Source organism: Pontibacter actiniarum (assembly GCF_003585765.1).
Lineage (GTDB): Bacteria > Bacteroidota > Bacteroidia > Cytophagales > Hymenobacteraceae > Pontibacter > Pontibacter actiniarum.
Genome location: NZ_CP021235.1, coordinates 1,360,384 through 1,382,018 on the forward strand (window position 1 = coordinate 1,360,384; position 21,635 = coordinate 1,382,018).

Annotated in this window: 17 protein-coding genes; 12 read left to right on the forward strand and 5 right to left on the reverse strand. The window is 54.6% G+C overall.

The features are described 5' to 3' along the window. Positions 1-155 precede the first annotated feature (155 nt). Complete coding sequence (locus CA264_RS05860) at positions 156-1,601, forward strand: PhoH family protein (RefSeq protein ID WP_025605419.1); 1,446 nt, start codon at positions 156-158, stop codon at positions 1,599-1,601. Here the strand turns inward: CA264_RS05860 and CA264_RS05865 are convergent. Next, the gene (locus tag CA264_RS05865) at positions 1,543-2,241 is read right to left on the reverse strand and encodes an SRPBCC family protein (RefSeq protein WP_025605421.1); all 699 of its coding nucleotides are present in this window, start codon (positions 2,239-2,241) and stop codon (positions 1,543-1,545) included. The genes CA264_RS05860 and CA264_RS05865 overlap by 59 nt on opposite strands. 204 nt (positions 2,242-2,445) lie before the next feature. On the opposite strand from CA264_RS05865, the gene CA264_RS05870 reads away from it, so the two are divergent. From CA264_RS05870 to CA264_RS05885, 4 genes are all read left to right on the forward strand, one after another. Continuing rightward, entirely contained in the window at positions 2,446-2,892 is a 447-nt protein-coding gene (locus CA264_RS05870) for a YkvA family protein (RefSeq protein ID WP_025605423.1), read from the forward strand. Positions 2,893-3,111: 219 nt separating this feature from the next. Next, on the forward strand, positions 3,112-5,388 hold the full coding sequence (locus CA264_RS05875; RefSeq protein ID WP_071784575.1) for a S46 family peptidase: 2,277 nt from the start codon (positions 3,112-3,114) through the stop codon (positions 5,386-5,388). A gap of 150 nt (positions 5,389-5,538) precedes the next feature. Then, positions 5,539-6,336: an alpha/beta fold hydrolase gene (locus tag CA264_RS05880; protein WP_211233381.1), complete on the forward strand. Its 798-nt coding sequence runs from the start codon at positions 5,539-5,541 to the stop codon at positions 6,334-6,336. A 136-nt stretch (positions 6,337-6,472) separates the two neighbouring features. Continuing rightward, positions 6,473-7,657 carry a dipeptidase gene (locus CA264_RS05885; RefSeq protein WP_025605429.1) on the forward strand — a complete coding sequence of 395 codons (1,185 nt, stop codon included), beginning with the start codon at positions 6,473-6,475 and terminating at the stop codon, positions 7,655-7,657. A 72-nt stretch (positions 7,658-7,729) separates the two neighbouring features. Here the strand turns inward: CA264_RS05885 and CA264_RS05890 are convergent, their stop codons facing one another. Both CA264_RS05890 and CA264_RS05895 read right to left on the reverse strand, forming a co-directional pair. Next, positions 7,730-8,161: a COG4315 family predicted lipoprotein gene (locus tag CA264_RS05890; RefSeq protein WP_162912061.1), complete on the reverse strand. Its 432-nt coding sequence runs from the start codon at positions 8,159-8,161 to the stop codon at positions 7,730-7,732. Between the two features lie 673 nt (positions 8,162-8,834). Continuing rightward, positions 8,835-9,710 carry an SDR family oxidoreductase gene (locus CA264_RS05895; RefSeq protein WP_025605433.1) on the reverse strand — a complete coding sequence of 292 codons (876 nt, stop codon included), beginning with the start codon at positions 9,708-9,710 and terminating at the stop codon, positions 8,835-8,837. Positions 9,711-9,823: 113 nt separating this feature from the next. Between CA264_RS05895 and CA264_RS05900 the strand changes: the two genes are divergently transcribed. Further along, positions 9,824-10,252: a nuclease A inhibitor family protein gene (locus tag CA264_RS05900; RefSeq protein ID WP_025605434.1), complete on the forward strand. Its 429-nt coding sequence runs from the start codon at positions 9,824-9,826 to the stop codon at positions 10,250-10,252. 14 nt (positions 10,253-10,266) lie between these two features. Here CA264_RS05900 and CA264_RS05905 read toward each other — a convergent pair whose 3' ends face one another. Next, positions 10,267-11,721: a phytoene desaturase family protein gene (locus tag CA264_RS05905; protein WP_025605436.1), complete on the reverse strand. Its 1,455-nt coding sequence runs from the start codon at positions 11,719-11,721 to the stop codon at positions 10,267-10,269. Between the two features lie 89 nt (positions 11,722-11,810). On the opposite strand from CA264_RS05905, the gene CA264_RS05910 reads away from it, so the two are divergent. From CA264_RS05910 to CA264_RS21785, 4 genes are all read left to right on the forward strand, one after another. Further along, entirely contained in the window at positions 11,811-12,641 is an 831-nt protein-coding gene (locus CA264_RS05910; RefSeq protein WP_025605438.1) for an SDR family oxidoreductase, read from the forward strand. 52 nt (positions 12,642-12,693) lie between these two features. Then, positions 12,694-13,950: a BaiN/RdsA family NAD(P)/FAD-dependent oxidoreductase gene (locus tag CA264_RS05915; protein ID WP_237151181.1), complete on the forward strand. Its 1,257-nt coding sequence runs from the start codon at positions 12,694-12,696 to the stop codon at positions 13,948-13,950. Between the two features lie 72 nt (positions 13,951-14,022). Next, the gene (locus CA264_RS05920) at positions 14,023-14,475 is read left to right on the forward strand and encodes a ferritin-like domain-containing protein (RefSeq protein ID WP_025605440.1); all 453 of its coding nucleotides are present in this window, start codon (positions 14,023-14,025) and stop codon (positions 14,473-14,475) included. Between the two features lie 71 nt (positions 14,476-14,546). Then, positions 14,547-14,714 carry a hypothetical protein gene (locus CA264_RS21785; protein WP_157593651.1) on the forward strand — a complete coding sequence of 56 codons (168 nt, stop codon included), beginning with the start codon at positions 14,547-14,549 and terminating at the stop codon, positions 14,712-14,714. Between the two features lie 231 nt (positions 14,715-14,945). Here the strand turns inward: CA264_RS21785 and CA264_RS05925 are convergent, their stop codons facing one another. Beyond that, positions 14,946-16,766 carry a DEAD/DEAH box helicase gene (locus CA264_RS05925; RefSeq protein WP_025605442.1) on the reverse strand — a complete coding sequence of 607 codons (1,821 nt, stop codon included), beginning with the start codon at positions 16,764-16,766 and terminating at the stop codon, positions 14,946-14,948. 669 nt (positions 16,767-17,435) lie between these two features. On the opposite strand from CA264_RS05925, the gene CA264_RS05930 reads away from it, so the two are divergent. Beyond that, positions 17,436-17,975, forward strand: a complete 540-nt coding sequence (locus CA264_RS05930; RefSeq protein WP_025605443.1) for a hypothetical protein — start codon at positions 17,436-17,438, stop codon at positions 17,973-17,975. 179 nt (positions 17,976-18,154) lie between these two features. Continuing rightward, on the forward strand, positions 18,155-21,553 hold the full coding sequence (locus CA264_RS05935) for a UvrD-helicase domain-containing protein (RefSeq protein WP_025605445.1): 3,399 nt from the start codon (positions 18,155-18,157) through the stop codon (positions 21,551-21,553). Positions 21,554-21,635: the final 82 nt, after the last annotated feature.

Sequence of the window (21,635 nt, forward strand, 5' to 3'; positions counted from 1 at the left end):
TTGGGCGGCACCCCCTCCCCTTGCTTTTTGTTGTGCCTCTTCTTCAGCCGAGCCTGTTTTTATCACGTAAACAGGAACATCAGCACCCATTCGCCACAGCAGCCGCTGCGTGTAGTACCAGGTTAATTATAAGGTTTCACCCTAACCCCACGCCTATGCCTAAAGCTTCCCAAGAACCCAAGGCTGTATCTGCCGCAACCCAAAGCACCCGCAAAAAAGCCGGCACCGCGACCAAGCCTACCAAACCAGCCAAGCCAAAAGAGAAGACGCCCCAAAACGGAACGGGAAAGAAAGTCTTTGTGCTGGACACCTCCGTGATCCTCTATGACCACAGTGCGATCCAGAATTTCCAGGAACACGATGTGGCCATCCCCATCACGGTGCTGGAGGAGCTCGACAACTTTAAAAAGGGCAACGACATCAAGAACTTCGAGGCCCGCGAGTTTATCCGCATCATAGATAAGCTCTCGGCTGAGCACCGGCTGCAGGAGTGGCTGCCGCTGAACGGTAAGAACAAGGGCTACTTCAAGGTTTTGATGAACTATGAAACGACCGAGGTGAACGCCATCAACATCTTCGGAGACAAGAACGACCACCGCATCCTGAACTCAGCACTCAAGCTTCAACAGGAAAGGCCGGATTGCAAAGTGGTGCTGGTCTCCAAGGACATTAACCTCCGCCTGAAAGCCCGTGCCCTCAATATTACTTCCGAAGATTATGAAACAGGCAAGATACAGGACGTCGCAGGGCTTTACACCGGCAACGACACCATTGAGGACGTGCCGGCCACAGCCATAAACGAGCTGTACGAAAACAATGTATGCGAACCGGGTAAAGTGCTGCAGCAACCGCCGCAGGACAATCACTTTTTCATCCTGAAGAGCTTCAAGAATTCGGTGCTGGCTTTCTACAACGCTGCCGAGCAACAGCTGGAGCGGGTAGACAAGCTCTCGGCTTACGGGGTGAAGCCGCGCAACGCAGAGCAGGCCTTCGCGCTGCACGCGCTCCTTAACCCGCAGATCAAGCTGATCAGCATACAGGGGGTGGCCGGCACAGGAAAGACCCTGCTGGCCCTGGCCGGGGCGCTGGAGCAGCGGCGGGAGTACAAGCAGATTTACCTGGCGCGCCCCGTCGTGCCGCTCAGCAACAAAGACATCGGCTACCTACCCGGCGATATCAAATCGAAGCTGAACCCTTACATGGAGCCGCTCTGGGATAACCTGAAGTACATCCAGAACCAGTTTGCCGAGTCCAGCAAGGAGTTTCAGAAGCTGCGCGATATGGTAGAGCTGGAAAAGCTGATGATCACGCCGCTGGCCTACATTCGGGGGCGGAGCCTGTCGAACATCATCTTTATTGTGGATGAGGCCCAGAACCTGACCCCGCATGAGGTGAAAACCATTATCTCCAGGGCCGGCGAAAACACCAAGATCATCTTTACCGGCGATATTTACCAGATCGACACGCCTTACCTGGACTCGCAGAGCAACGGCCTCTCCTACCTGATTGACAGGGCAAAGAACCACCCGCTCTACGCGCACATTACACTGCTGAAGGGCGAGCGTTCCGAACTGGCCAACCTAGCCAACGAGCTGCTTTAGGAGGTGCGTTTTTTACAGATGCCCTACACGAACAAGGCCACACCTGCTGCAGCGGGTGTGGCCTTGTTCGTGTAGGGAGGGGGGGGCAGAGGGATGCCCTTTTTTTGCTTTTGCTCTCCAGCAACGCTTTGAGCCCCAGCAGCCCCTGCTCCTGCTCCTGTTGCATTTTATACTTGCGCAGCGCGCCCTGCAATCTCGCCAGGGGCGTGTCGGCCAGCCCTACCTGCTGCCGCCAGGTCACCTTCGTGCCTTCAGCGGCTGGGTTGAGGTAAAAGGCGCCTTGCAAACCCGCGGGGTTCTCTTTTTCGGTTTGGAGGTAGGTGATGGTGCTGGGGCTAATGCTTTCCGTGAAGTGGATATAGCCGTTTCCTGCTCTGTCGCCGCTCCACTGCAGGCGCGAGCCCTTGCCTTCCAGCGGCCCGCCGTACAGGTGGATAATGCTCGGGTCATGGCGCTTGCTCAGCACGCTCCAGTGCTCCCACTGGGTAGGGTTGTTCAGGTAAGGGTAAACTTCCTCTGGGGGCTCTTGCAGGTAAATCGATTGCTGAACGCTTATCTGGGTGGGCAGCAGGTATGGGAAACCAATGGCAGCCGCCAGCAGGAGCAGCAGCGACAACAGTGATAGTGTGAACAGCTTCATGAGCGTTGGTTTCAGGTATAATTCCCTTGTATTTTTAGTAGGATTAAGCGCATCAATTTTAAGGAGCATTTGTGAGCATAGCAAGCAGCGAAGGAATAATTATTTTATATATTTGAGCCTGCAGGGACGCCTGGCCCATAAGAAGCAGCTTTTAGCCGCTCACACTCGTACAGGGAATTAAGTAACATTAAACATACGACATATATGCTGAACGACTGGATACAGAGAGGAATAAAGTTCTCGCAGAATCCTTTATTCAAAAAGCTTACGGGTAAGGCTGGGGCGCTCCTTTCTAAGCCCATGAAACTGGGCCTGCTGCTCACGACTGCCTATGGCAAACTGGTAAACGTAGACAGCAAAGAAAGCGGGTTTCAGCAGCTCAAAAACCTGATGCAAACCTTTATCCGGCTGGTGCGCGCCTACATTCGTGGCGACTACCGCGATGTCTCCAAGAAATCGCTGGTGCTGGGGGTGGCTGTGCTACTGTACCTGGTAACGCCGCTGGACATTATCCCTGACTTTATACCGGCCTTTGGTTTGCTGGACGATATCAGCCTGATGGCCTGGTTTGTGGATGCTTTCAGTAAGGAGCTTGCCAAGTTCAGGGAGTGGGAGGCGCATACAAGCTTCGACCATATCGGTAGCCTCTAAAGCCTTCTATAACCCCATCGGCCGTAGTTTATACTTAACGCATATCCGGAAGCACCCCTCGCCAGGGGTGCTTCCTTTGTTGTAAGGCCTGCCCCGCCCTCTCGCTTCTCCTGCATTGTGCCTTTAGCCACCGTGCAAGCTGTTTGGTACCGTAATTGCTCCATCAGGATTAAATAGCTAACTTCAAGCGCTAAAATTTCTATCTACAATCATCAAATCATGATCAGCAAACGCATATTATCTTTTTTTGCGGCTGCTTTCCTGAGCATCGGTATCACCACGGCACGCCCCGATGAGGGCATGTGGCTGCCAATGCTGCTGAAACAGCTGAACGAAGCAGACATGCAGAAGAAAGGCATGAAACTCTCTGCCGAGGACATCTACAGTGTCAACCAGTCCAGCCTGAAGGACGCCATTGTTTCCTTTGGCGGCTTTTGTACTGGCGAGATGATCTCTCCGGAGGGCCTGCTGCTTACCAACCACCACTGCGGCTATGGCTCTGTGCAGTCGCACAGCACCGTGGAAAACGACTACCTGACCGATGGCTTCTGGGCCATGAACCGTGAGCAGGAGCTGCCGAATCCGGGCCTTACAGCTACGTTCATCGTTCGGATGGAGGATGTGACCAAAGATATCCTTGCGGGCACTGAGGCGGCTAAAACAGAGGCGGAGCGCGAAGCCATTATCCAGCGTAACACAGCAAAGGTAGGCAAGGCCGCTACAGCCGGTACGCACTACGATGCGGTGATCAAGCCATACTTCTACGGCAACGAATACTACATGTACATTACCGAGACGTTCAAGGACGTGCGCCTGGTAGGTGCCCCGCCTTCGTCTATCGGTAAGTTCGGCGGCGACACGGATAACTGGATGTGGCCACGCCATACCGGCGACTTCTCCCTGTTCCGCGTGTACGCCGGCCCAAACAACGAGCCAGCCGAGTACTCGCCCGAGAACAAGCCTTACCAGCCGAAGCACCACCTGCCCATCTCCCTGAGCGGTATCCAGGAGAATGACTTTACCATGGTGTTTGGTTTCCCGGGCCGTACCAACGAGTACCTAACCTCGCAGGCCGTGAAGGAGATCTATGAGGTGTCGAACCCAGCCAAGATCAACATCCGCGAAACAAAGCTGAACATCCTGGACAAGGACATGAAAGCTTCTGATGAGGTACGCATTAAGTATGCCGCCAAGTATGCGAGCATCGCCAACTACTGGAAAAAGTGGATCGGTGAGAACCGCGGCATCCGCAAGGCCAACGCTATTGCCGAAAAGCAGCAACTGGAGAAGCAATTTGCCTCCTGGGTAGCCGCTGATCCATCCCGCCAGGCCAAGTATGGCAACCTTTTGGCTGAGTTCGAAAAGAATTACAACGCGCTGGAAGGCATCACCATCTCCCGCGACTACATAAACGAAGCCGCCTTTGGCGTGGAGATCGTGAAGCTGGCAAACAACTTCACTACCCTGCAGAACATGCTGGCGCAGAAGGCACCGCAGAATGAAATTGACGCACAGGTGGCGAAGCTGGAGAAATACGCGGCAGACTTCTTCAAGGACTACAATGCCCCTTCTGACAAGAAAGTGTTTGCCGCCCTGCTCAGCCTGTACTACGACAACATAGACCAGGAACTGCACCCAACGGTGTTTAACATGGTGCGTGAGAAGTATAAAGGCGACTTCAGCAAGTATGCGGAAGATGTTTTCAAGGCGTCCCTGTTTACCTCGGAGGCTGGCGTAAAGAAGGCGCTGGCCGAGGCGAAAGCCGGTAAAGACATTATCAAAAACGACCCTGCCTTTGTGGTAGCCAGCAGCGTGGCCGACTATTACCGTGCCAACGTACTGCCTACTTATACCACCGTGAATGATAACCTGAACCTGCTTTACCGCACCTACATGACCGGGCTGCGCGAAATGCAGAACGACAAGAAGTTCTACCCGGACGCCAACTCCACTATGCGCGTGGCGTACGGTGTTGTGGAGCCGTATGAGCCGGTAGACGGCGTGAAGTATAAATACTACACCACCCTGGAGGGCATCATGGAGAAAGCGGCTTCAGGAGCTGCGGAGGACTACGCCATTCCGGCCAGGCTGCGTGAACTGTATGAGAAGAAAGACTACGGCCGCTACGGTGTGAACGGTGAAATGCCAGTGGCTTTCATAGCCTCTAATCACACTACAGGCGGTAACTCGGGTTCCCCTGTTATCAATGCCAACGGCCAGCTGATCGGTACGAACTTCGACCGCAACTGGGAAGGCACCATGAGCGATATCGTCTATAACCCGAACCAGGTGCGTAACATCGCCGTGGATGCGCGCTACATGCTGTTCATTGTCGATAAATTTGCCGGTGCCGGTCACCTGGTAGAGGAAATGACGCTGGTGACGGATGATACCTCCGGCCTGCCCCAGGTTGATGCCCGCAAGGCAGACAAAAAGCCGTCTAAAAAAGACAAGAAGCGCAAGAAGAAAGAGAAAGCCGCCGCTGCTGCGCAGTAAGCTGCTTCTCCTGTGCTTTTCAATCCCCAGTCGGTCACCGGCTGGGGATTTTGCTTTTAGGCCGTTGCTGCTTTCGCTGCGCCCCTGCTTTTTAGTAAATTGGCAGGGTAATGTTGCTTTACAAGTACAAGCTTTGACACGACACATACTTTGCTACAGATAAACACAGAAGAACAAGCACTCCAACTAGAGGATTACCAGTTACAGTTGCGCTGGCTCAGGCCGCAGGCAGCTGACGCAGCACAAAAGCCTGTTATTGTTTTCCTGCACGACTCGCTGGGTTGCATAACGCTGTGGCGGGATTTCCCGGAGCGGCTGGTGCAGCAGACCGGCTGCCCTGCCCTGGTGTACGACCGGCGCGGCTACGGGGCCTCCTCCCCATTTAGCAGCACCCAACGCAACCCGGACTACCTGGAGCGCGAAGCCGATGTGCTGGAGCACCTGCTGGAGAAACTCAACATCCCGGAAGCTATACTGTTCGGGCACAGCGACGGGGGGAGCATTGCGCTTCTTGCCGCAGCCAAATACCCGCAACGCATAAAGGGCATTATTACCGAAGGCGCGCATGTTTTTGTGGAGGAGCTAACGCTGGCAGGCATCCGTGCTGCCGTGCAGGCATACCAAACCACAAGCCTCCCGGAAAAGCTGCGCAAGTATCACGGCGCTAAAACCGATGCTGTTTTTCACGCCTGGGCCGACATCTGGCTTTCAGACGCTTTCCGCGACTGGAACATAGAGGGTTTCCTGTCTGCCATTCGGTGCCCGGCTTTGGTTGTGCAGGGCGAGGCGGATGAGTACGGCACCCTGGCACAGGTGGAGGCGGTTGTGCGGCAGGTGCAGGGCCAGGCTCAGAAGCTGGTTATCCCTGGCATAGGGCACACTCCTCACCGGGAGGCGCAGGAGCTCGTTTTGGCGGAGAGCAGCCGTTTCATACAGACCATACGGTAGTTCGCGGGGGCATTTAATGCAGGGCCGGGTGCGTATAGTGTCATCTAAATATGCTATATTGAGGGATAGTAAAACAGGCATCCGTGTAAACAGATCACACGGAAAGCCTCTAAGAAAGGCATCAACATGACACCCTATGAAAAAAAAGCACCTGCTCTTCAGTATAACTGCCTTGCTCGGCCTTGGCTTTGCAAGCCACACAGCCTCGGCACAGGACTATAAGAAACTGCACCAAAACGCCCTTTTGGTGGACACTCACAATGATGTGCTGATTTCCGTGATGGAGGGGCTGGACATCAGCCAGGACCTGAGCGGCAAAACGCATTCAGACCTGGCCCGCTTTAAGAAAGGCGGCGTGGATGCTCAGTTCTTCTCCGTCTGGAGCGACGAAACAGGCACGTTTAAGTATGCCAACCAGCAGATCGACTCGCTGCAGGCCATCGCTAGGCGCCACCCCGACAAGATGATGCTGGCCAACAGTACGGCAGACATACAGCGTGCGGTGAAAGGCGGAAAGATGGCGGCTTTGATTGGCGTGGAAGGCGGCCATATGATAGAGAGTGACCTGCAGAAGCTGGAGAAACTCTACAACCGCGGCACCCGCTACCTTACCCTCACCTGGAACAACTCCACGCCCTGGGCCACCTCCGCCATGGACGAAACCTCGGGTAAGCTTAAAGAGTCGGAAAAAGGCCTGAGCGACCTGGGCCGCCAGATTGTGCGCCGCATGAACGAGCTGGGTATGATGGTAGATGTGAGCCACGTGGGCGAAAAGACGTTCTGGGATGTGATGGAAGTAACCAAAAAGCCGGTGCTGGTCTCGCACAGCAGTGTGTACAGCATCAATCCCGTGTTCCGCAACCTGAAGGATGAGCAGATCAGGGCGATCGCCAAGAACGGCGGAGTCGTGCAGCTTAACTTTTTCTCGGGCTTCCTCGACTCTACCTTCGTAAGCCGCGTCAATGCCTTCCAGGCGGCGCATCAGCAAGAAGCAGACTCTCTCAAAGCACAGGGGTATCAGAACGAGGGTATCATGGATTATTTGGCGACCACCTATCCTGCGGATGTGCAGAACCTGCGCCCCCCGCTCTCGCTGCTACTAGACCACCTGGACTATATTGTAAAGCTGGTTGGGGTGGATTATGTAGGCCTTGGCTCTGACTTTGACGGTATCTCCTCTGCCCCTCAGCAGCTGGACGGCGTGCAGGACTATCCGCTTGTAACCAAAGAGTTGCTGGCGCGCGGCTACGGGGAGAAAGACATTAAAAAGATATTGGGCGGCAATTTTATGAGGGTCTTTAAGGCCAACGAAGTAAAGTAAAAAGAAAGCCGCCCCTGACCTGAACAGAGGCGGCTTTTTTATAGGGATATAGTTGAGCGTGGCATGTGAGGCTTAGGAGCCGCTTTCGGCATGTACCTTCTCTCCGCTAGGAGTAACCAGGTACCACTCTGCGCCATAATCTTCAATATCCTGCCCGGTGGTCTGCCCTGCCCCGCTGTCTTTTACATAGTAGTAGAGTGGCATGCCGTTGTAGGTAACCTGCATGCGGCCGTCTGTGCGCTGTATGGCGCCTACCAAAGCGGCATCCACGCCTACACCAGCCTCTGCTGTGCCCTCCGTAGTATAGGGCGGCCAGGCTTCGGCACAAGCGTCGTAGCAGTTGCTTTGCGCTGATGAATCCGCTTCGAACATGTACAGGCTTCGCCCGGACGCGTCGGTCAGGTAGGCCCCGAGTTCTTCTGTGGACCTGGTCTCCAGCTTAGCGCCTTCTTCTGCAACTATCTCCTCCGTTTCCCGCTCCTCCGGGTTAACTTTATCAATCACGCTGGTGTTGTTTTCCCCGCTGCAAGCGGCAAGCATGAATATACAGAAACAGCTTGTCGCAAGATTGGTAAAGGCACGGCTAAAGTGTTCTAATGTAAGTTGTTGTGTTCGTTCCATAGTTTCAGTTATTTGTCTGGCAATTGTTTCTAAAGTATACCAGACAAGCGGGCCAGATGTTTTCCCACAAAGCTGCACAGGTTATCTTAAGAAGCAGCAACATCTGGCAAACGGGCTTGGCGATAAGGTGGTGAAGCTAGATGTGAGGCAGGTTAGCGCCTATAGGATTTAGTTTACGCTGGCCCGGAAGAACCTCGACGGCTACATTTCTTCAAGCCCCGCCAGCCATTGCCTTCGTTCAGCGGATTTATTGGAAAGTATACGTGTTGTGGTTTCTCCCTTTTCATACTTACCAACCTCAATGCAACCGGTATGTGTTCTCAAGAAGAGCACGAGTTCTTCATTGGCTCTTGTAAGCACTAACGAAGAGTACGAAGTATATTGCTGCTACTGTTTTGGCTGTTGGTTGATCTGTAGGTTGTTGGGGAATACGCCTGCTGCTTTTAATGGCAGTATAAACTGCCGCTACAACAGGCAGAGGGCTGCAAAAAAAAGCACCACCGGGCAGATGGGTTACTGCCCCGTAGTGCTTTAACAAATTAATCAGAGTGTCGTGTTACTGCCCTTTGCCGCGCATCTGCTTTTCCATGGCATCCCACATTTCCTGCGGAATCTGGTCGAAAGAGTTGAACTCTCCGGCACCGTGCAGCCACTCGCCTCCGTCAATCGTCACAACCTCGCCGTTTACAAAAGAAGCGTAGTCCGACACCAGGTAAGCAGCCAGGTTAGCCAGCTCCTGGTGCTCCCCGAATCTTCCTACAGGGATGCGCTTCACCGGGTCGAGTTTATCGGCCAGCTGCTTCGGGAACAGGCGTGTCCAGGCACCTTCCGTCGGGAAAGGGCCGGGTGCTATGGCGTTAGAGCGGATACCGTATTTCGCCCACTCCGAAGCCAGGGAACGCGTCATGGCGAGTACGCCCGCCTTGGCGCAGGCCGATGGCACTACGTAGCCGGAGCCCGTCCAGGCATAGGTGGTGACAATGTTCAGTATGTTTGCCTCCTGCTTCTGCTCAATCCAATGCTTGCCCAGAGCCAGGGTGCAGTTGTAGCTGCCTTTCAGTACGATGTCGGTCACAACATCAAAGGCCTTGTGGCTCAGGCGCTCCGTTGGGCTCACAAAGTTGCCGGCGGCGTTGTTTACCAGTGCATCCACGCGGCCAAAGCGCTTTAAGGTGGTTTCGAGCATGGCTTCAATTTCATTGTACTTGCGCACATCGCAGGCGACAGGCAGAACGGTGCCTCCTGTTTCGTCTTCAAGCTCTTTGGCTGTTTGCTCTAGCACATCCAGTTTGCGGCTGCAGATAACGGCATTGGCCCCTAGCTCCAGGAAGTACTTTACCATAGAGCGGCCCAGGCCTGTGCCGCCACCGGTTACAATAATGGTTTTGTCTTTCAGAGCGCCTTCCTTTAGCATTGGTTCAGCTTTAATCATAGGTCTATCGTTTAAGGTTTAGCGGCTGTAAGCAACCGCAACAGAATCAGTAAAAATTAGTACAGGCAAGCATGTACGCCTACTAATATACTCTTTTTAATAAGAAGATGGCAATGAATAAAGAACAGTTACAGCAAGAGCTGATGCAGGCAGTGGATGGGCTGCTGGTACATAGTGAGATAGACGCTCCGTTTGAGTTCGTGTACCTGGAGCTGCGGCCGGGTAAAGGCCTGGAGGCAAGCGATGTGGCAGAGTATGCCGGCAAGCCCTCCGGCATGAAGGTGGACGTTGTGGAGCTGGAGGAGTTTTTACAGAAGAACAAGTCGATTGTGTCGGATGCCCGTGAAAGCACGCCAGGCGGAGAAGCCGGTCGCCGGCGGTTGGCGGAGGCTCTTCGGCACCACCTGGAGGGCGTTAAAGTATACTGCATGACACAGATCGGCACTGAAGTATACATGCTGGGAAAAGCGGGAGAAGGGCATTTTGCAGGCTTACGCACCATGATGGTGCAGGATGAGGCCACGATTGACGAGAAGGAGTAAAGCCGGGGCGCTGCTTAAAGGTGGTCCTGCACCAGTTTTTCTGCAGCAATGATTCCGCTCAGGCAGACACCCACGATGCCCTGGCCAGGGTACACGGTGTCGCCGCAGACATACGCGCCATGATGATCCAGGCGGGCGTCTTTCATCTGCCACGGTTTGATGTGCTTGTACTGCGGGTAGCCTCCTACAGCGCCGTATGCGCGGTGTGTCCAGAAAATCCAGGCACCGGGCGTGGCAGATTGCAGGGAGCGTATGTTCTCCCGCATTAAAAGCCCTTGCCGTGCCAGCGCCTCCAAAATAGCCTCTTCCAGTACCGCCTTATCGTGTAGCACCAGGTGGCCGGGGTTTGGAACGTGGGTGCTGATGCTGGCCACCATCTCCCCTGCCGGCGCGCGCTGTACATCAGCCGGGTCGCTGAAGCTGATGAAGATGCTTTTGCCGCCGGTAACAGGTAGGCCCTCCGGAATATGCACCTGGTGGTGCAGCACCTTCGGCGGCTCCTCTCCCTTTAGTACCAGGCCCATGGTAAAGGCCCCGTTCAGCTGCTCCGATGGCATGAGGTAAGGTTCAAGCCGCTGTTGTAGCTTTTCATCCTGGAACAGCTTCAATGTATTATTGAGCGGAATGCCCGATATCAGGTAGCGGCTCTCGAAACTGCCCTTGTTGGTGGTGGTGCGGTAACCATCCGGTAGCCGCTCCACGCGCTGTGCCTGCTGCCCATACCTTATGGTTGAACCTGCTGCCGTGAGGTAGGCCTCCACAGGCCGTACCAGGTTTATCAGCCCACCCGGCACATAATAGTTTCTGTACAGGGTATAGCAGAGGGCCGTGGCGCCGAACAGTTCGTTTACCTCCTCGAGGTAGTTCTGGGCCGTTATCAGCAGTTGCTCATTTACAAAGTCCACGAACAGCTGGTTGTGCAGCAATCCATACTTGCGCAGCACCTCTTCCATGGTTCTGAAGGCTGCCGGGAGGAGCTTCAGTTGGCCGGGCCTTACCCGCAGCGCAGCCCGCAGCAGGTCTTTTGGAGCGGAAAAAGGGAAGCTGCGCTGCTGCAGGGAGGTGTGCCAGACCTGCTGACTGATCCTGTAGCAGTGCTTCCAGAAAGGGCGCTGGTTGTGCGACCCGAACACGCGTTCTGCCTCCGCGATCCACTCCTCCAGGTTACCGTAGCGTGTGAGTACCTGCCCGTTGGGGAGGTGCACCTGCATGGGCACCTCCAGCTGCCGTAGCGGTACCCGGATGCCGGTGGTATCCAGCAGGTAGCGCAGCGGCATGCCTTCATCCAGCCCCACCAGCGTTGTGGCGCCTGTTTCGAACCAGTACCCCTTGCGTTTGTAGCTCGTGGCACAGCCACCGGGATACTTGGCCTGTTCCAGCACACACACCTGCAGCCCCCGCTTTGCCAGGAGCGCCGCGGCTGTCAGGGAGCCAAAGCCGGAGCCGATCAGGACGACATCATACTTCATTTATTCTTTACTTTGTAGCGGGCATCGCCATTTCAACAGCGGGTGTGCCGTATTGTTATGTGCGCTCCCAAAAAGAGATAACTAAAACAATGGAAGAAACACAAACCATAAGTATCATGGGCTGCGGCTGGCTTGGGCTGCCGCTGGCTGAAAGGCTGGTGCAGCAGGGCTACACGGTGAAAGGCTCCACTACCACCCCAGGCAAGCTGGGCCTGCTGGAGCAGAAAGGTATTACCCCCTATTTGTTGAACCTGGCTGGCGAAGAAGTTAGTGAGCCGGCGCTGGAGGAGTTTCTGCAGGCACAGGTGCTGGTGCTTAACATCCCGCCGCACCTGCGCTCTGACGGGGGCGAAAGCTATCTGCGGCAGATGCACCTGTTGCTCAAAAAGCTGCTGGATTCGCCGGTGAGCCGGGTCCTGTTTGTCTCCTCCACCTCCGTTTACCTGGACCTGAACCGGGTGGTGACGGAGGAGGATATCGTGTTTACGGAGCAGCAGCAGCCGGATAACATGCTGCTGCAGGCAGAGCGGCTGTTCCGGGAACGGGAGGACTGGGTGACCACCACCGTGCGCTTCGGCGGCCTGGTAGGCGGGAGCCGCCAGCCGGGGCGTTTCCTGGCCGGAAAAACGAACGTGCCCAACGGAGACGCGCCCGTTAACCTGATACACCTCGATGACTGCGTGACGCTCCTGCAGCGGATTATAGAGCAGGATAAGTGGAACAGCGTGTACAATGCATGCGCCGATGGGCATCCCATGCGCCGGGAGTTCTATACTGCTGCTGCGCAGGCACTGGGTCTTGTTCCGCCTGTGTTTGAGGACATGCCCAAAACGGAGTTTAAGCTCATCAGCAGCCAGAAACTGAAGGATGAGATGGCCTATACCTTCATCCACCCCGATCCAATGACTTTCTTTTCGTAAATTCGTACCCGCCTTGTTCCAGAGCCTCTGTGTTGTGGCAAGGTGCATTTATATGACGCAAATATTGAAACCCATGCAGGTAATAGTGATTGGAGGCGGAGCGGCCGGCTTTTTTGGAGCCATTACCTGTGCTGAGGCAAACCCGGAGGCCAGGGTTATACTGCTCGAAAAGACAAATAAACTGCTCGCAAAAGTGCGCGTGTCGGGCGGCGGGCGCTGTAACGTAACGCACCACTGTTTTGTGCCCACGGTTTTCTCGCAGCATTATCCGCGCGGAGCCAAGCAGCTAAAGGAGGCTTTTAAGATTTTCGGCGCACAGGAAACGATCGATTGGTTTGCCCGGCGTGGCGTGCAGCTGAAAGCCGAGCCCGATGGCCGCATGTTCCCTGTTACGGATAGTTCCGAAACGATCATCGACTGCCTGATGCAGGAGGCAAAGCGTGCGGGGGTGCAGATAAAGACAGGTGCCGGTGTGGAAAGCATTCAGCCGGAGCAGGGGCGTTTTAAGCTTCAGCTCAGCAGCGGCGAAAGCATACAGGCCGATAAAGTGCTGGTGAGCACAGGCGGCCACCCGAAAAACCAGGGCTACGACTGGCTGCGCGAGCTGGGCCACCCGATCCAGGAGCCGGTGCCGTCGCTGTTTACCTTTAACGTGCCCTCCTCGCCGCTCAAAGAGCTGCAGGGGGTGTCGGTGCCGCAGGCCCGTGTGCGTATTGCCGGGCAAAAGCTGGAGTATGAGGGGCCGCTGCTGATCACCCACTGGGGGTATTCCGGCCCTGCCGTGCTGAAGCTCTCCGCCTGGGGAGCGCGTCATTTTTTTGAGCAGAAGTACACCTTTACAGCCCTTATCAGCTGGGTGCCGGAGTTTAGCGAGGAGAGCCTGCGGGAGAGCCTGCAGCAGTTTCGCCAGGCGCACCCGAAGAAAACGGTTGCCACTAACCCGCTCTTCGGTTTGCCGCAGCGGCTCTGGCGCGGGTTGTCGCAGTTAGCTGACATTTCGGAACAGGTACGGTGGGCAGACCTCCCGGCCAAAAATACGAATAAGCTGGTGGAGGCGCTGTTGCGGCTGCCCGTGGAGGTAAACGGTAAAACTACCTTTAAGGAGGAGTTTGTTACCTGCGGCGGCGTTGATCTGCGCCAGGTGAACATGAAGACCATGGAGAGCCGACTGCAGCCGGGGCTATACTTTGCCGGAGAGGTGCTGGACATCGACGGCATCACGGGCGGGTTTAACTTTCAGGCTGCCTGGACCACCGGCTTCCTGGCCGGCCGGCAAATGGCTGCACCCGTCCCTGCCCCTGCGTCTTAAGCTTCCTGCTTTGGAAACAAAAAAGATTCCATATCAGTAATATAGCATATAGAAACTAATATGGATAAAACTATGGAAAACAATAAAGAAGTATTCTCTACGGTGCATCACCTCATCGAACGTTGTAAGGATGGTGCCAAAGGATATAAGACCGCCTCTGAAGATGTAGAGGATAAGGACCTGAAGGACCTGTTCCGCAAGTATGCGGTGCAGCGCGATAGCATGATCACCGAACTGCAGGACCAGCTGCACAAGATGGGCCACACCGACGATGAGTCGAGCTCCCTGGAGGGAACCGTGCACAGAGCATGGATCGACATCAAGTCTGCCCTGTCGTCCAAAGACAGGCACCGTGTGCTGGCGGAGTGCGAGCGCGGTGAGGATTACGCCGTTAAGTCTTACCAGGAGGCGTTAAACAAGAACCTTCCCGGCAACCTGAAGCCGATTGTGGAACAACAGTACAATGATATCAAAAACGCGCATGACCACATCCGCTCTCTGCGGGATGCTTCTAAAGGCGCGTAACCACAGCTAATAAACGTATGAAAGGAGCCTCAAGAGGCTCCTTTTTTTGTTTCTGCAATGCTGTTAATGGATTGTCTAAATCATTTAAGAAGATGTTTCAGGAGGAGGTGCAGCTGAAGTTCGCCCACCGTCTCTCCTCTCCTGTCGGTATCGCAGCGGCTGGAGCCGTGAGGCAGCCGGAAGGCTTAAAGCCCTACCATCATAACAGGCTAAAAGCAACAAGGGTAACATCCGTCTGATGTTACCCTTGTCAAATCTAACTGCCGAAGCAGCTAGCTTAATCTTCCAACCTTTTTATGATACCCCTTTTACGGGCTGCTGTAGAGGAAGGTTATGCTTTTGTTAAATAATTTTAAAATCAAAAAGGCCGACGTTTCAAGTCGGCCTTTTCTTTCAGCTGTCAAGTGTTTTAATCCTCTGGGCTGTAATACTTTATTATACGGCACCAAAGTGCCTTGGTTGCGGGATGCTTAGAATCTTTTCTTACGGAAGCCACCGCCACCGCTTCTTCTGTCTCCGCCACGGTCACGATCACGGTCGCCGCCGCCGCGTCTGTCGCCGCGGAAGCCACCACGGTCACGGTCACGGTCACGATCGCCGCCACGGAAACCGCCGCCGCTTCTACGGCCGCCACGGTCTCTGTCTCTGTCGCCACCGCCGCCGAAGCCGAAGTCTTCACCGCCTTCTTTAGGGCCTGAGCCTTTCTTCTGCGATTTCTCCACGATCACCATGCGGCCATCATACTCTACGCGGCCAATGTTTTCCACGATCTCAGCCGTGTACTCTGTTGGCACTTCCACAAAGCTGAACTTGTCGTACAGGTCGATATCGCCCACACGCCCTTCCGGAATGCTGGAGTTCTGCGCCAGCAGGTCGATCAGGTCGCGCGGATGCACACGGTCTTTCTTGCCGATTGTGATGAACAGGCGGTCCATGCCTTCTTTGGCGGCGCTAAGCCCCTTCTCGGCATCTGCACCCTTTTCTTTCACCTTGGCTTCCTTCATGCTCATTTTAAGCAAGGCTGACGCCACGTCAAGCGGTGTGTATCCGTCGGTTTCGTTCACGAAGCGCTCGATGCGCGCTACATGCTTGGCCAGGTGTCCTTTTTCCAGCACTTCCTTCACTTTATCGAAGAACATGTTCGTGCGGATCTCATTTACGTCTTCCAGCGACGGTACCTGCTGCAGAACAATCTTGGCTTTGGTATAGCGCATGATGTCCTTCAGTTTGTACCCGTCTGAGCGGCCTCCTACAAAAGAGAACGCCTTGCCAGACTTGCCGGCACGGCCTGTACGGCCAATGCGGTGTACGTAAGATTCTTCGTCCTGCGGAAGGTCGTAGTTAAACACGGCCTCTACGTTCTCCACGTCAAGGCCACGCGCTGCCACGTCTGTTGCCACCAGTATCTCCAGGGTGCCGTTGCGGAACTTGTTCATTACCGCAGAGCGCTGGTTTTGGTTCAGGTCGCCGTGCAGGGCGTCAGAGAAGTAGCCGCGGGCCTGCAGGCCGGTTACCAGGTCATCCACCATACGCTTCGTGTTACAGAAGATAATGGCTGACTTAAGGTTGTACATGTCCAGCAGGCGCGAAAGCACTTCCTGCTTGGCGCTGTTGCGCACCTCAAAGTACGCCTGGTCGATGTTCGTTACCGTTAGCTCCTGGTGCACTACCTTAACCAGCACAGGGTCGGTCTGGTAGCGCTTGGTCATCTCCATGATCGGCTTGGACATGGTAGCCGAGAAGAAGATGGTCTGACGGTCTTCCGGGATACGCTCCAACACGAACTCAATATCCTCGCGGAAGCCCATGTCCAGCATTTCATCCGCTTCGTCCAGGATGATTTTATTAACGTTGTCAAGCACCAGGGTACCGCGCTGGATGTGGTCCATGACACGGCCCGGCGTACCGATCACGATCTGAACGCCTTGCTTCAGGGCGCGCAGCTGACGGTCATAGCTCTGGCCACCGTAAATCGGAACCACGCTGATGCCTTGCTTATACTTGGCCAGTTTCTGAATCTCACCGGAAACCTGGATAGCCAGCTCGCGTGTCGGGCACAGAATAAGGGCCTGCACGCTTCTGTCGCTTGGGTCAACGGTTTCAATGGTAGGGATGCCGAAAGCGGCGGTTTTGCCTGTACCCGTCTGGGCCTGGCCGATGATGTCTTTACCTGATAAAACAACCGGGATTGCTTCTGTCTGGATGGGAGAGGCTTCTTCGAAACCCATGTCAGCGATGGCTCGCTGTACTTCCGGCGAAAGCGGAAGCTCTTCAAATCTGATTTTGTTCATCTAATTTTTTAATAACTGAAATATCTGGAGGCAGCCTGCTGATCAACCATTCTCTGCTTTATACGAGAGCGACAAATAAATAAAAACAACTAGCGTAGCCAACGAGGTATATCCAGTTATCTGTAAATCAGACTGTTCCAAACAGGGCGCAAAGGTAGGGACTTTTTTTGACATATACTACAGATGCCTCGATTTATATGCTTTGGGCGCAATTGGACGCTTGTGGCGTGAGTTTCACCCCTGAAAATAAACCGTTGGCTGATTATTGTACAGAGGATTTATATAATGGAATTTTTTTTCTACATTAGTGTTTAAGTTAAATAAATTATTAGAATATGGTAACAACGGAAATCGCGGCTCGTAAAAAGATGCAGTTGACCCTGGTTTTTAGATACTTGGCCACTTTTAATACAAAGGCGTGAATAATTTGCACAGATCAGCCGTAGTATATCTTATTGCAACCGTTACCCCTAGGCTTACTAAAACACTCCATACAAATGCTACAAGCTGAAATTTGCACCGTTGCAGAGCTGTTCCTGCCTTTTGGCGCCATGCGCACGCACCGGTTTAGCGAATGGTGGTGTTCGTAGTTGCTGTTCAGTGCGCTGCCTAAACCTTTTCCGTTAGTCTTACACTTGTCATAATCCCTAACCCCTAAAGTCCTATACTATGTTACACTTCTCCAAAATCTCAACAAAAGGCAAAGATTTTAACCTTATTGCCTCAGGTGCACTGGCTTTTAAGATCCATAACAAGATTCTCAAGGACGAGACGTTCCACCAGAAAGGAGCAAAAATCAACCGCAACATGCTGCTGGGCAGCGTGCCGGCCAGAACACTGACGGCCGACCGCCGCAATGTTTTCTATGTTATCCTCTCTGATGTTGACAGAACTAACATCGACGCGCTGTGTGAGATGATTGCCCAGGAGCGCAAGAAAGGAAGCTATGCCGTGTGCCAGGTGATTCCGGTTTACTTCAATGAGCTTTCGTTTAAAGCCATGAAGGTTCTTCGCCAGAATTTTGATGAAGTGATAGAGCTGAACAAGTTTAACTTAGGGAGCAGCAAGGCCTTGATGAGCGCCGAGCAGCAGCACTGCCTTATAACCGATTACTCGCTCTCCATGGCCCGTATTATGTACCATGTGTGTGTGAAAGACTTTGCTCCTTTAGCCCAGGAGGCGAAAGGAGAACTGGTATACGCGCAATAGCCGGAAAAGCTCTCTGCGCCGCCCGTATAACAAAGCCTCTGCCCTTTCCGGGTAGAGGCTTTGTTGTGGAATAAGCTGCTGTGGGTATGGGGTTTACATATGCGTTGCTAATATTTTTAGCCTGAGGCTTGATTGGTGCCTTGCCAAAGCTGTATCTTTAAAGTATAGATACCATCGCAATGCCATCAGTTTTTAAGATTTACTCCTCCTCGGCCGGCTCCGGCAAAACGTATCACCTGACAAAGGAATACCTGAAGCTGGCGCTCCACAGCAGCGACCCGGACTATTACCGCTCGGTCTTGGCCATCACGTTCACCAACGACGCTGCCGCTGAGATGAAGGAGCGAATTCTGGGGGCCCTGCGAAACTTTAACGACAACAGCCTGCCGGAGAGGGATAAACGGAAAAGCGAGGAGCTGCTCGAAGGTATAACACAGGATTTACAGCTGGAGTACCCGGAGGAGAAACTGGACAAGGAGGAGGTGCGCCGGCGTGCCGCCAGCCTGTTCCGGCAGATCCTCTACAACTACTCCGACTTCAGCGTGAGCACCATCGATAGTTTTGTCAACAAGATTGTGCAGGCGTTTACGCGCGAGCTGAATATCCCGCAGAACTTCGAGGTAGACCTGGATTCCAACACGCTGCTGAGCACCGCCGTCTCGCTGCTGCTGGACAAGGTGACGGACTCAAAAGAAGACCTGCTCTCGCAGACGCTGGAGCAGTACGCCCTGGAGAAGGCCCGCGAAGGCAAGAGCTGGACCATGCTGCCCGACGACCTGATGGACTTCGCCCGTAACCTGCTGAACGAGCAGGTGTACGAGGCTATCACGGATCTGCAGCAGCTGAGCCTGGAGGATTTTAAGGAGGTGCGCGAGCAACTGTTCCTGGTGCAGCAGCAGGTGGCCGAAACGGTGCAGGAGGCGGCGCAGCAGGCCATGCAGCTCTTCGGAAACGCAGACGTCTCCCCTGCCGACCTCTACCAGAGCACCCGCGGCATCTGGTCATACTTTAACACCTGGCTGAAGTCGGTGGACCTGAACTACGGCAACAGCAACGCCCAGAAAACGGTGGAGGAAGACAAGTGGTACGGCGGCAAGGCCAGCGCCTACGCCAAAGCGCAGATCGACAGCATTAAGGAGCCGCTCACGGAGCTGTACTTCCATATCGAAAGTATAAAGGAGCAGTATGCCGCCACCTTTACGCTGGTGCAGCAGGTGGTGCCGCACCTGTACAAAGTATCGCTGCTGAACGAGCTGGAGAAGTGCCTGCAGGAGATAAAGCTGGACAAGAACACCGTGCACATCTCCGAGTTTAACAAGCGCATCATTGATATTGTGCTGAAGGAGCCGGTACCGTTTATCTATGAGCGCCTCGGCGAGAAGTATAAGCACATCCTGATCGACGAGTTTCAGGACACCTCGGTGCTGCAGTGGAACAACCTGCTCCCGCTCGTGGACAATGCCCTGGCCTCCGGCCACTTCAGCATGGTGGTGGGCGATGCCAAGCAGGCCATTTACCGCTGGCGAGGCGGCGAGATGGAGCAGATCCTGCACCTTTATAAGAACAGCACCCGCCAGCTGTATGAGAACCGGCGGCACGGGCCGCTTATACGGGAGCGGTATGAGTCGGTGGACCAGGCGCTGCAGCCCAATAACCTGAGCACCAACTACCGCAGCCGCTCCGAAATCATCGGCTTTAACAACGAGCTTTTTACCTTCATCAGCCAGAGCCATCCGCAGTTTGGCATCTTCACGTCTATCTACGACAAGGACTTTGCGCAGCAGGTGCCCACAGGCAGCGACAAAAGCGGCGGCCACATACAGGTGATGTTCACCCACGACGACGACAGCAACTACAAGTATGACCTGAACAGCTGCAGCCGCACCGGGGAGCTTTACGAAGGCTACACGCAGGAAAAAGCGCTTACCTACGACGAGAGTACACTCAACATGGTGCTGCAGCTGGTAAACCATTGCCGGGAGGAGGGCTATGCACTGAAGGACATGGCCATCCTTTGCCGCACCAACATAAAGAGCAAGCTCATCGCCAACTTCCTTAAGGAAAAAGGCTTCAGCATTATTTCGCAGGACTCCCTGTCGTTGCAGTTTGCCGAGGTTATCAACCTGATCATTGCGATGTTCCGCGTGTTTAACCGCCCCCACGATTCGCTGGCAAAGTCGGAGGCCCTGTACCTGGTGTGCAAGGTGGCGCTGGAGTCGGTGCCCGATGTGGAGATGACCAGAACCATTGCCGACATTGCCAATGAGAAGGAGAACCAATCCTTCTTTGATCAGTTGCGCGTGTTTGGCTTTGATGTGCAGGAGCGCGAGACGGGCAACCTGTCCATCTACGAACTCACCGAAAAGCTCATCCGCGTTTTCGACCTGCTCGGCAAGAACAACGAGAGCGAGTACCTTTTCCGCTTCCTGGACCTGGTGCTGGAATACAGCCTCAAAAACAGCAACAACCAGAACAACTTCCTGGCTTACTGGGATGTGCAGAAGGAAAAGCTGAGCATCAACACCCCCAAAGACCGTAACGCCATCACCATTACCAGCATCCACAAGTCCAAGGGCCTCGCCTACCCTGTCGTGCTTGTGCCTTTTGCGGACTGGGGCACGGAGCCCAAAAGGGGCTCGCTGATGTGGAGCCACCTGCCGGACGGGGTGAGCGTGACGGGCAAGCTGCGCAGCGTGGCAGTTAACATAAGTTCTAAACTGGAGAATACTATCCTGACAGAGCAGTACAGCACCGAGATTGAGAAAACCTTTATCGAGAACCTGAACATGCTGTACGTGGCCCTCACCCGCCCCATGGACCGGCTGTACCTGATCGGGAATGCCAAAGACCTGCTGGAGGAGCGCAAGGCCCCGAAGCCGGACGGGCAGGCAAAGAACGTAAGCCACCTGCTGTACCGCTACCTCGTGCACAAGGAGCTGTGGGCCTTTGGCCAGCACTGCTACCAGTTGCACAAAGGCACCCCGCAGGCATTGCAGCACCGTGTGGGCGATGAAAGGTCGTACTTCCTCGACCACCTGACATCCACTGACTGGGAGCAGCGCCTGAAAATAAAGCAGCACGCCAACAACGTGTTCGATTTTGAGACGCAAACAGTGCAGCGGCAGCAGAACAGGAAGCTGCACTATGCCCTGGCCCGCCTTGCCTTTGCCCCGGAACTTGACAAGGTGCTGCGCCAGATGGTGTACGAGGGCATCATCAGCGAACGGGAGAAGCCGGAGGTAAAGCAGAAGCTGACGCAGGTGCTGAACCACCCTAAGCTGGGCCGTTACTTCACCAATCAGGTGGTGGTGGAGCATGAAAAGGAGGTGCTGGACGCCCGTGCCTACCTCTATAAGCCCGACCGCATTGTGTTCGACGGCGAGGCGGTGGTGCTGCTGGAGTTTAAAACGCCGCCACCGGAGCCGGCGCACCGCTACCGGCTGGACCACTACGCGGTGCGCTTCCGGCAACTGGGCTACGAGCAGGTAACGTGCGTGCTGTACTACTTCGAAACCGAGGAGGTGATGGAGTGGCAATACGGCGCTAAAACCGCCGGGCAACTGGGCCTGGAGCTGTAGCAAAGCAGGCTGTAGCCGTTAGTTCGCAGCACAGGCTGTACTTGCAGCGGGAGACGACATCTCGAATACGGCATCAAACGTT

Coding starts and splice junctions, on each gene's coding strand:
- CA264_RS05860 (WP_025605419.1), top strand. CDS start 156: ATGCCTAAAGCTTCCCAAGAACCCAAGGCTGTATCTGCCGCAACCCAA.
- CA264_RS05865 (WP_025605421.1), bottom strand. CDS start 2,241: ATGAAGCTGTTCACACTATCACTGTTGTCGCTGCTGCTCCTGCTGGCG.
- CA264_RS05870 (WP_025605423.1), top strand. CDS start 2,446: ATGCTGAACGACTGGATACAGAGAGGAATAAAGTTCTCGCAGAATCCT.
- CA264_RS05875 (WP_071784575.1), top strand. CDS start 3,112: ATGATCAGCAAACGCATATTATCTTTTTTTGCGGCTGCTTTCCTGAGC.
- CA264_RS05885 (WP_025605429.1), top strand. CDS start 6,473: ATGAAAAAAAAGCACCTGCTCTTCAGTATAACTGCCTTGCTCGGCCTT.
- CA264_RS05895 (WP_025605433.1), bottom strand. CDS start 9,710: ATGATTAAAGCTGAACCAATGCTAAAGGAAGGCGCTCTGAAAGACAAA.
- CA264_RS05900 (WP_025605434.1), top strand. CDS start 9,824: ATGAATAAAGAACAGTTACAGCAAGAGCTGATGCAGGCAGTGGATGGG.
- CA264_RS05905 (WP_025605436.1), bottom strand. CDS start 11,721: ATGAAGTATGATGTCGTCCTGATCGGCTCCGGCTTTGGCTCCCTGACA.
- CA264_RS05910 (WP_025605438.1), top strand. CDS start 11,811: ATGGAAGAAACACAAACCATAAGTATCATGGGCTGCGGCTGGCTTGGG.
- CA264_RS05915 (WP_237151181.1), top strand. CDS start 12,694: ATGACGCAAATATTGAAACCCATGCAGGTAATAGTGATTGGAGGCGGA.
- CA264_RS05920 (WP_025605440.1), top strand. CDS start 14,023: ATGGAAAACAATAAAGAAGTATTCTCTACGGTGCATCACCTCATCGAA.
- CA264_RS05925 (WP_025605442.1), bottom strand. CDS start 16,766: ATGAACAAAATCAGATTTGAAGAGCTTCCGCTTTCGCCGGAAGTACAG.
- CA264_RS05930 (WP_025605443.1), top strand. CDS start 17,436: ATGTTACACTTCTCCAAAATCTCAACAAAAGGCAAAGATTTTAACCTT.
- CA264_RS05935 (WP_025605445.1), top strand. CDS start 18,155: ATGCCATCAGTTTTTAAGATTTACTCCTCCTCGGCCGGCTCCGGCAAA.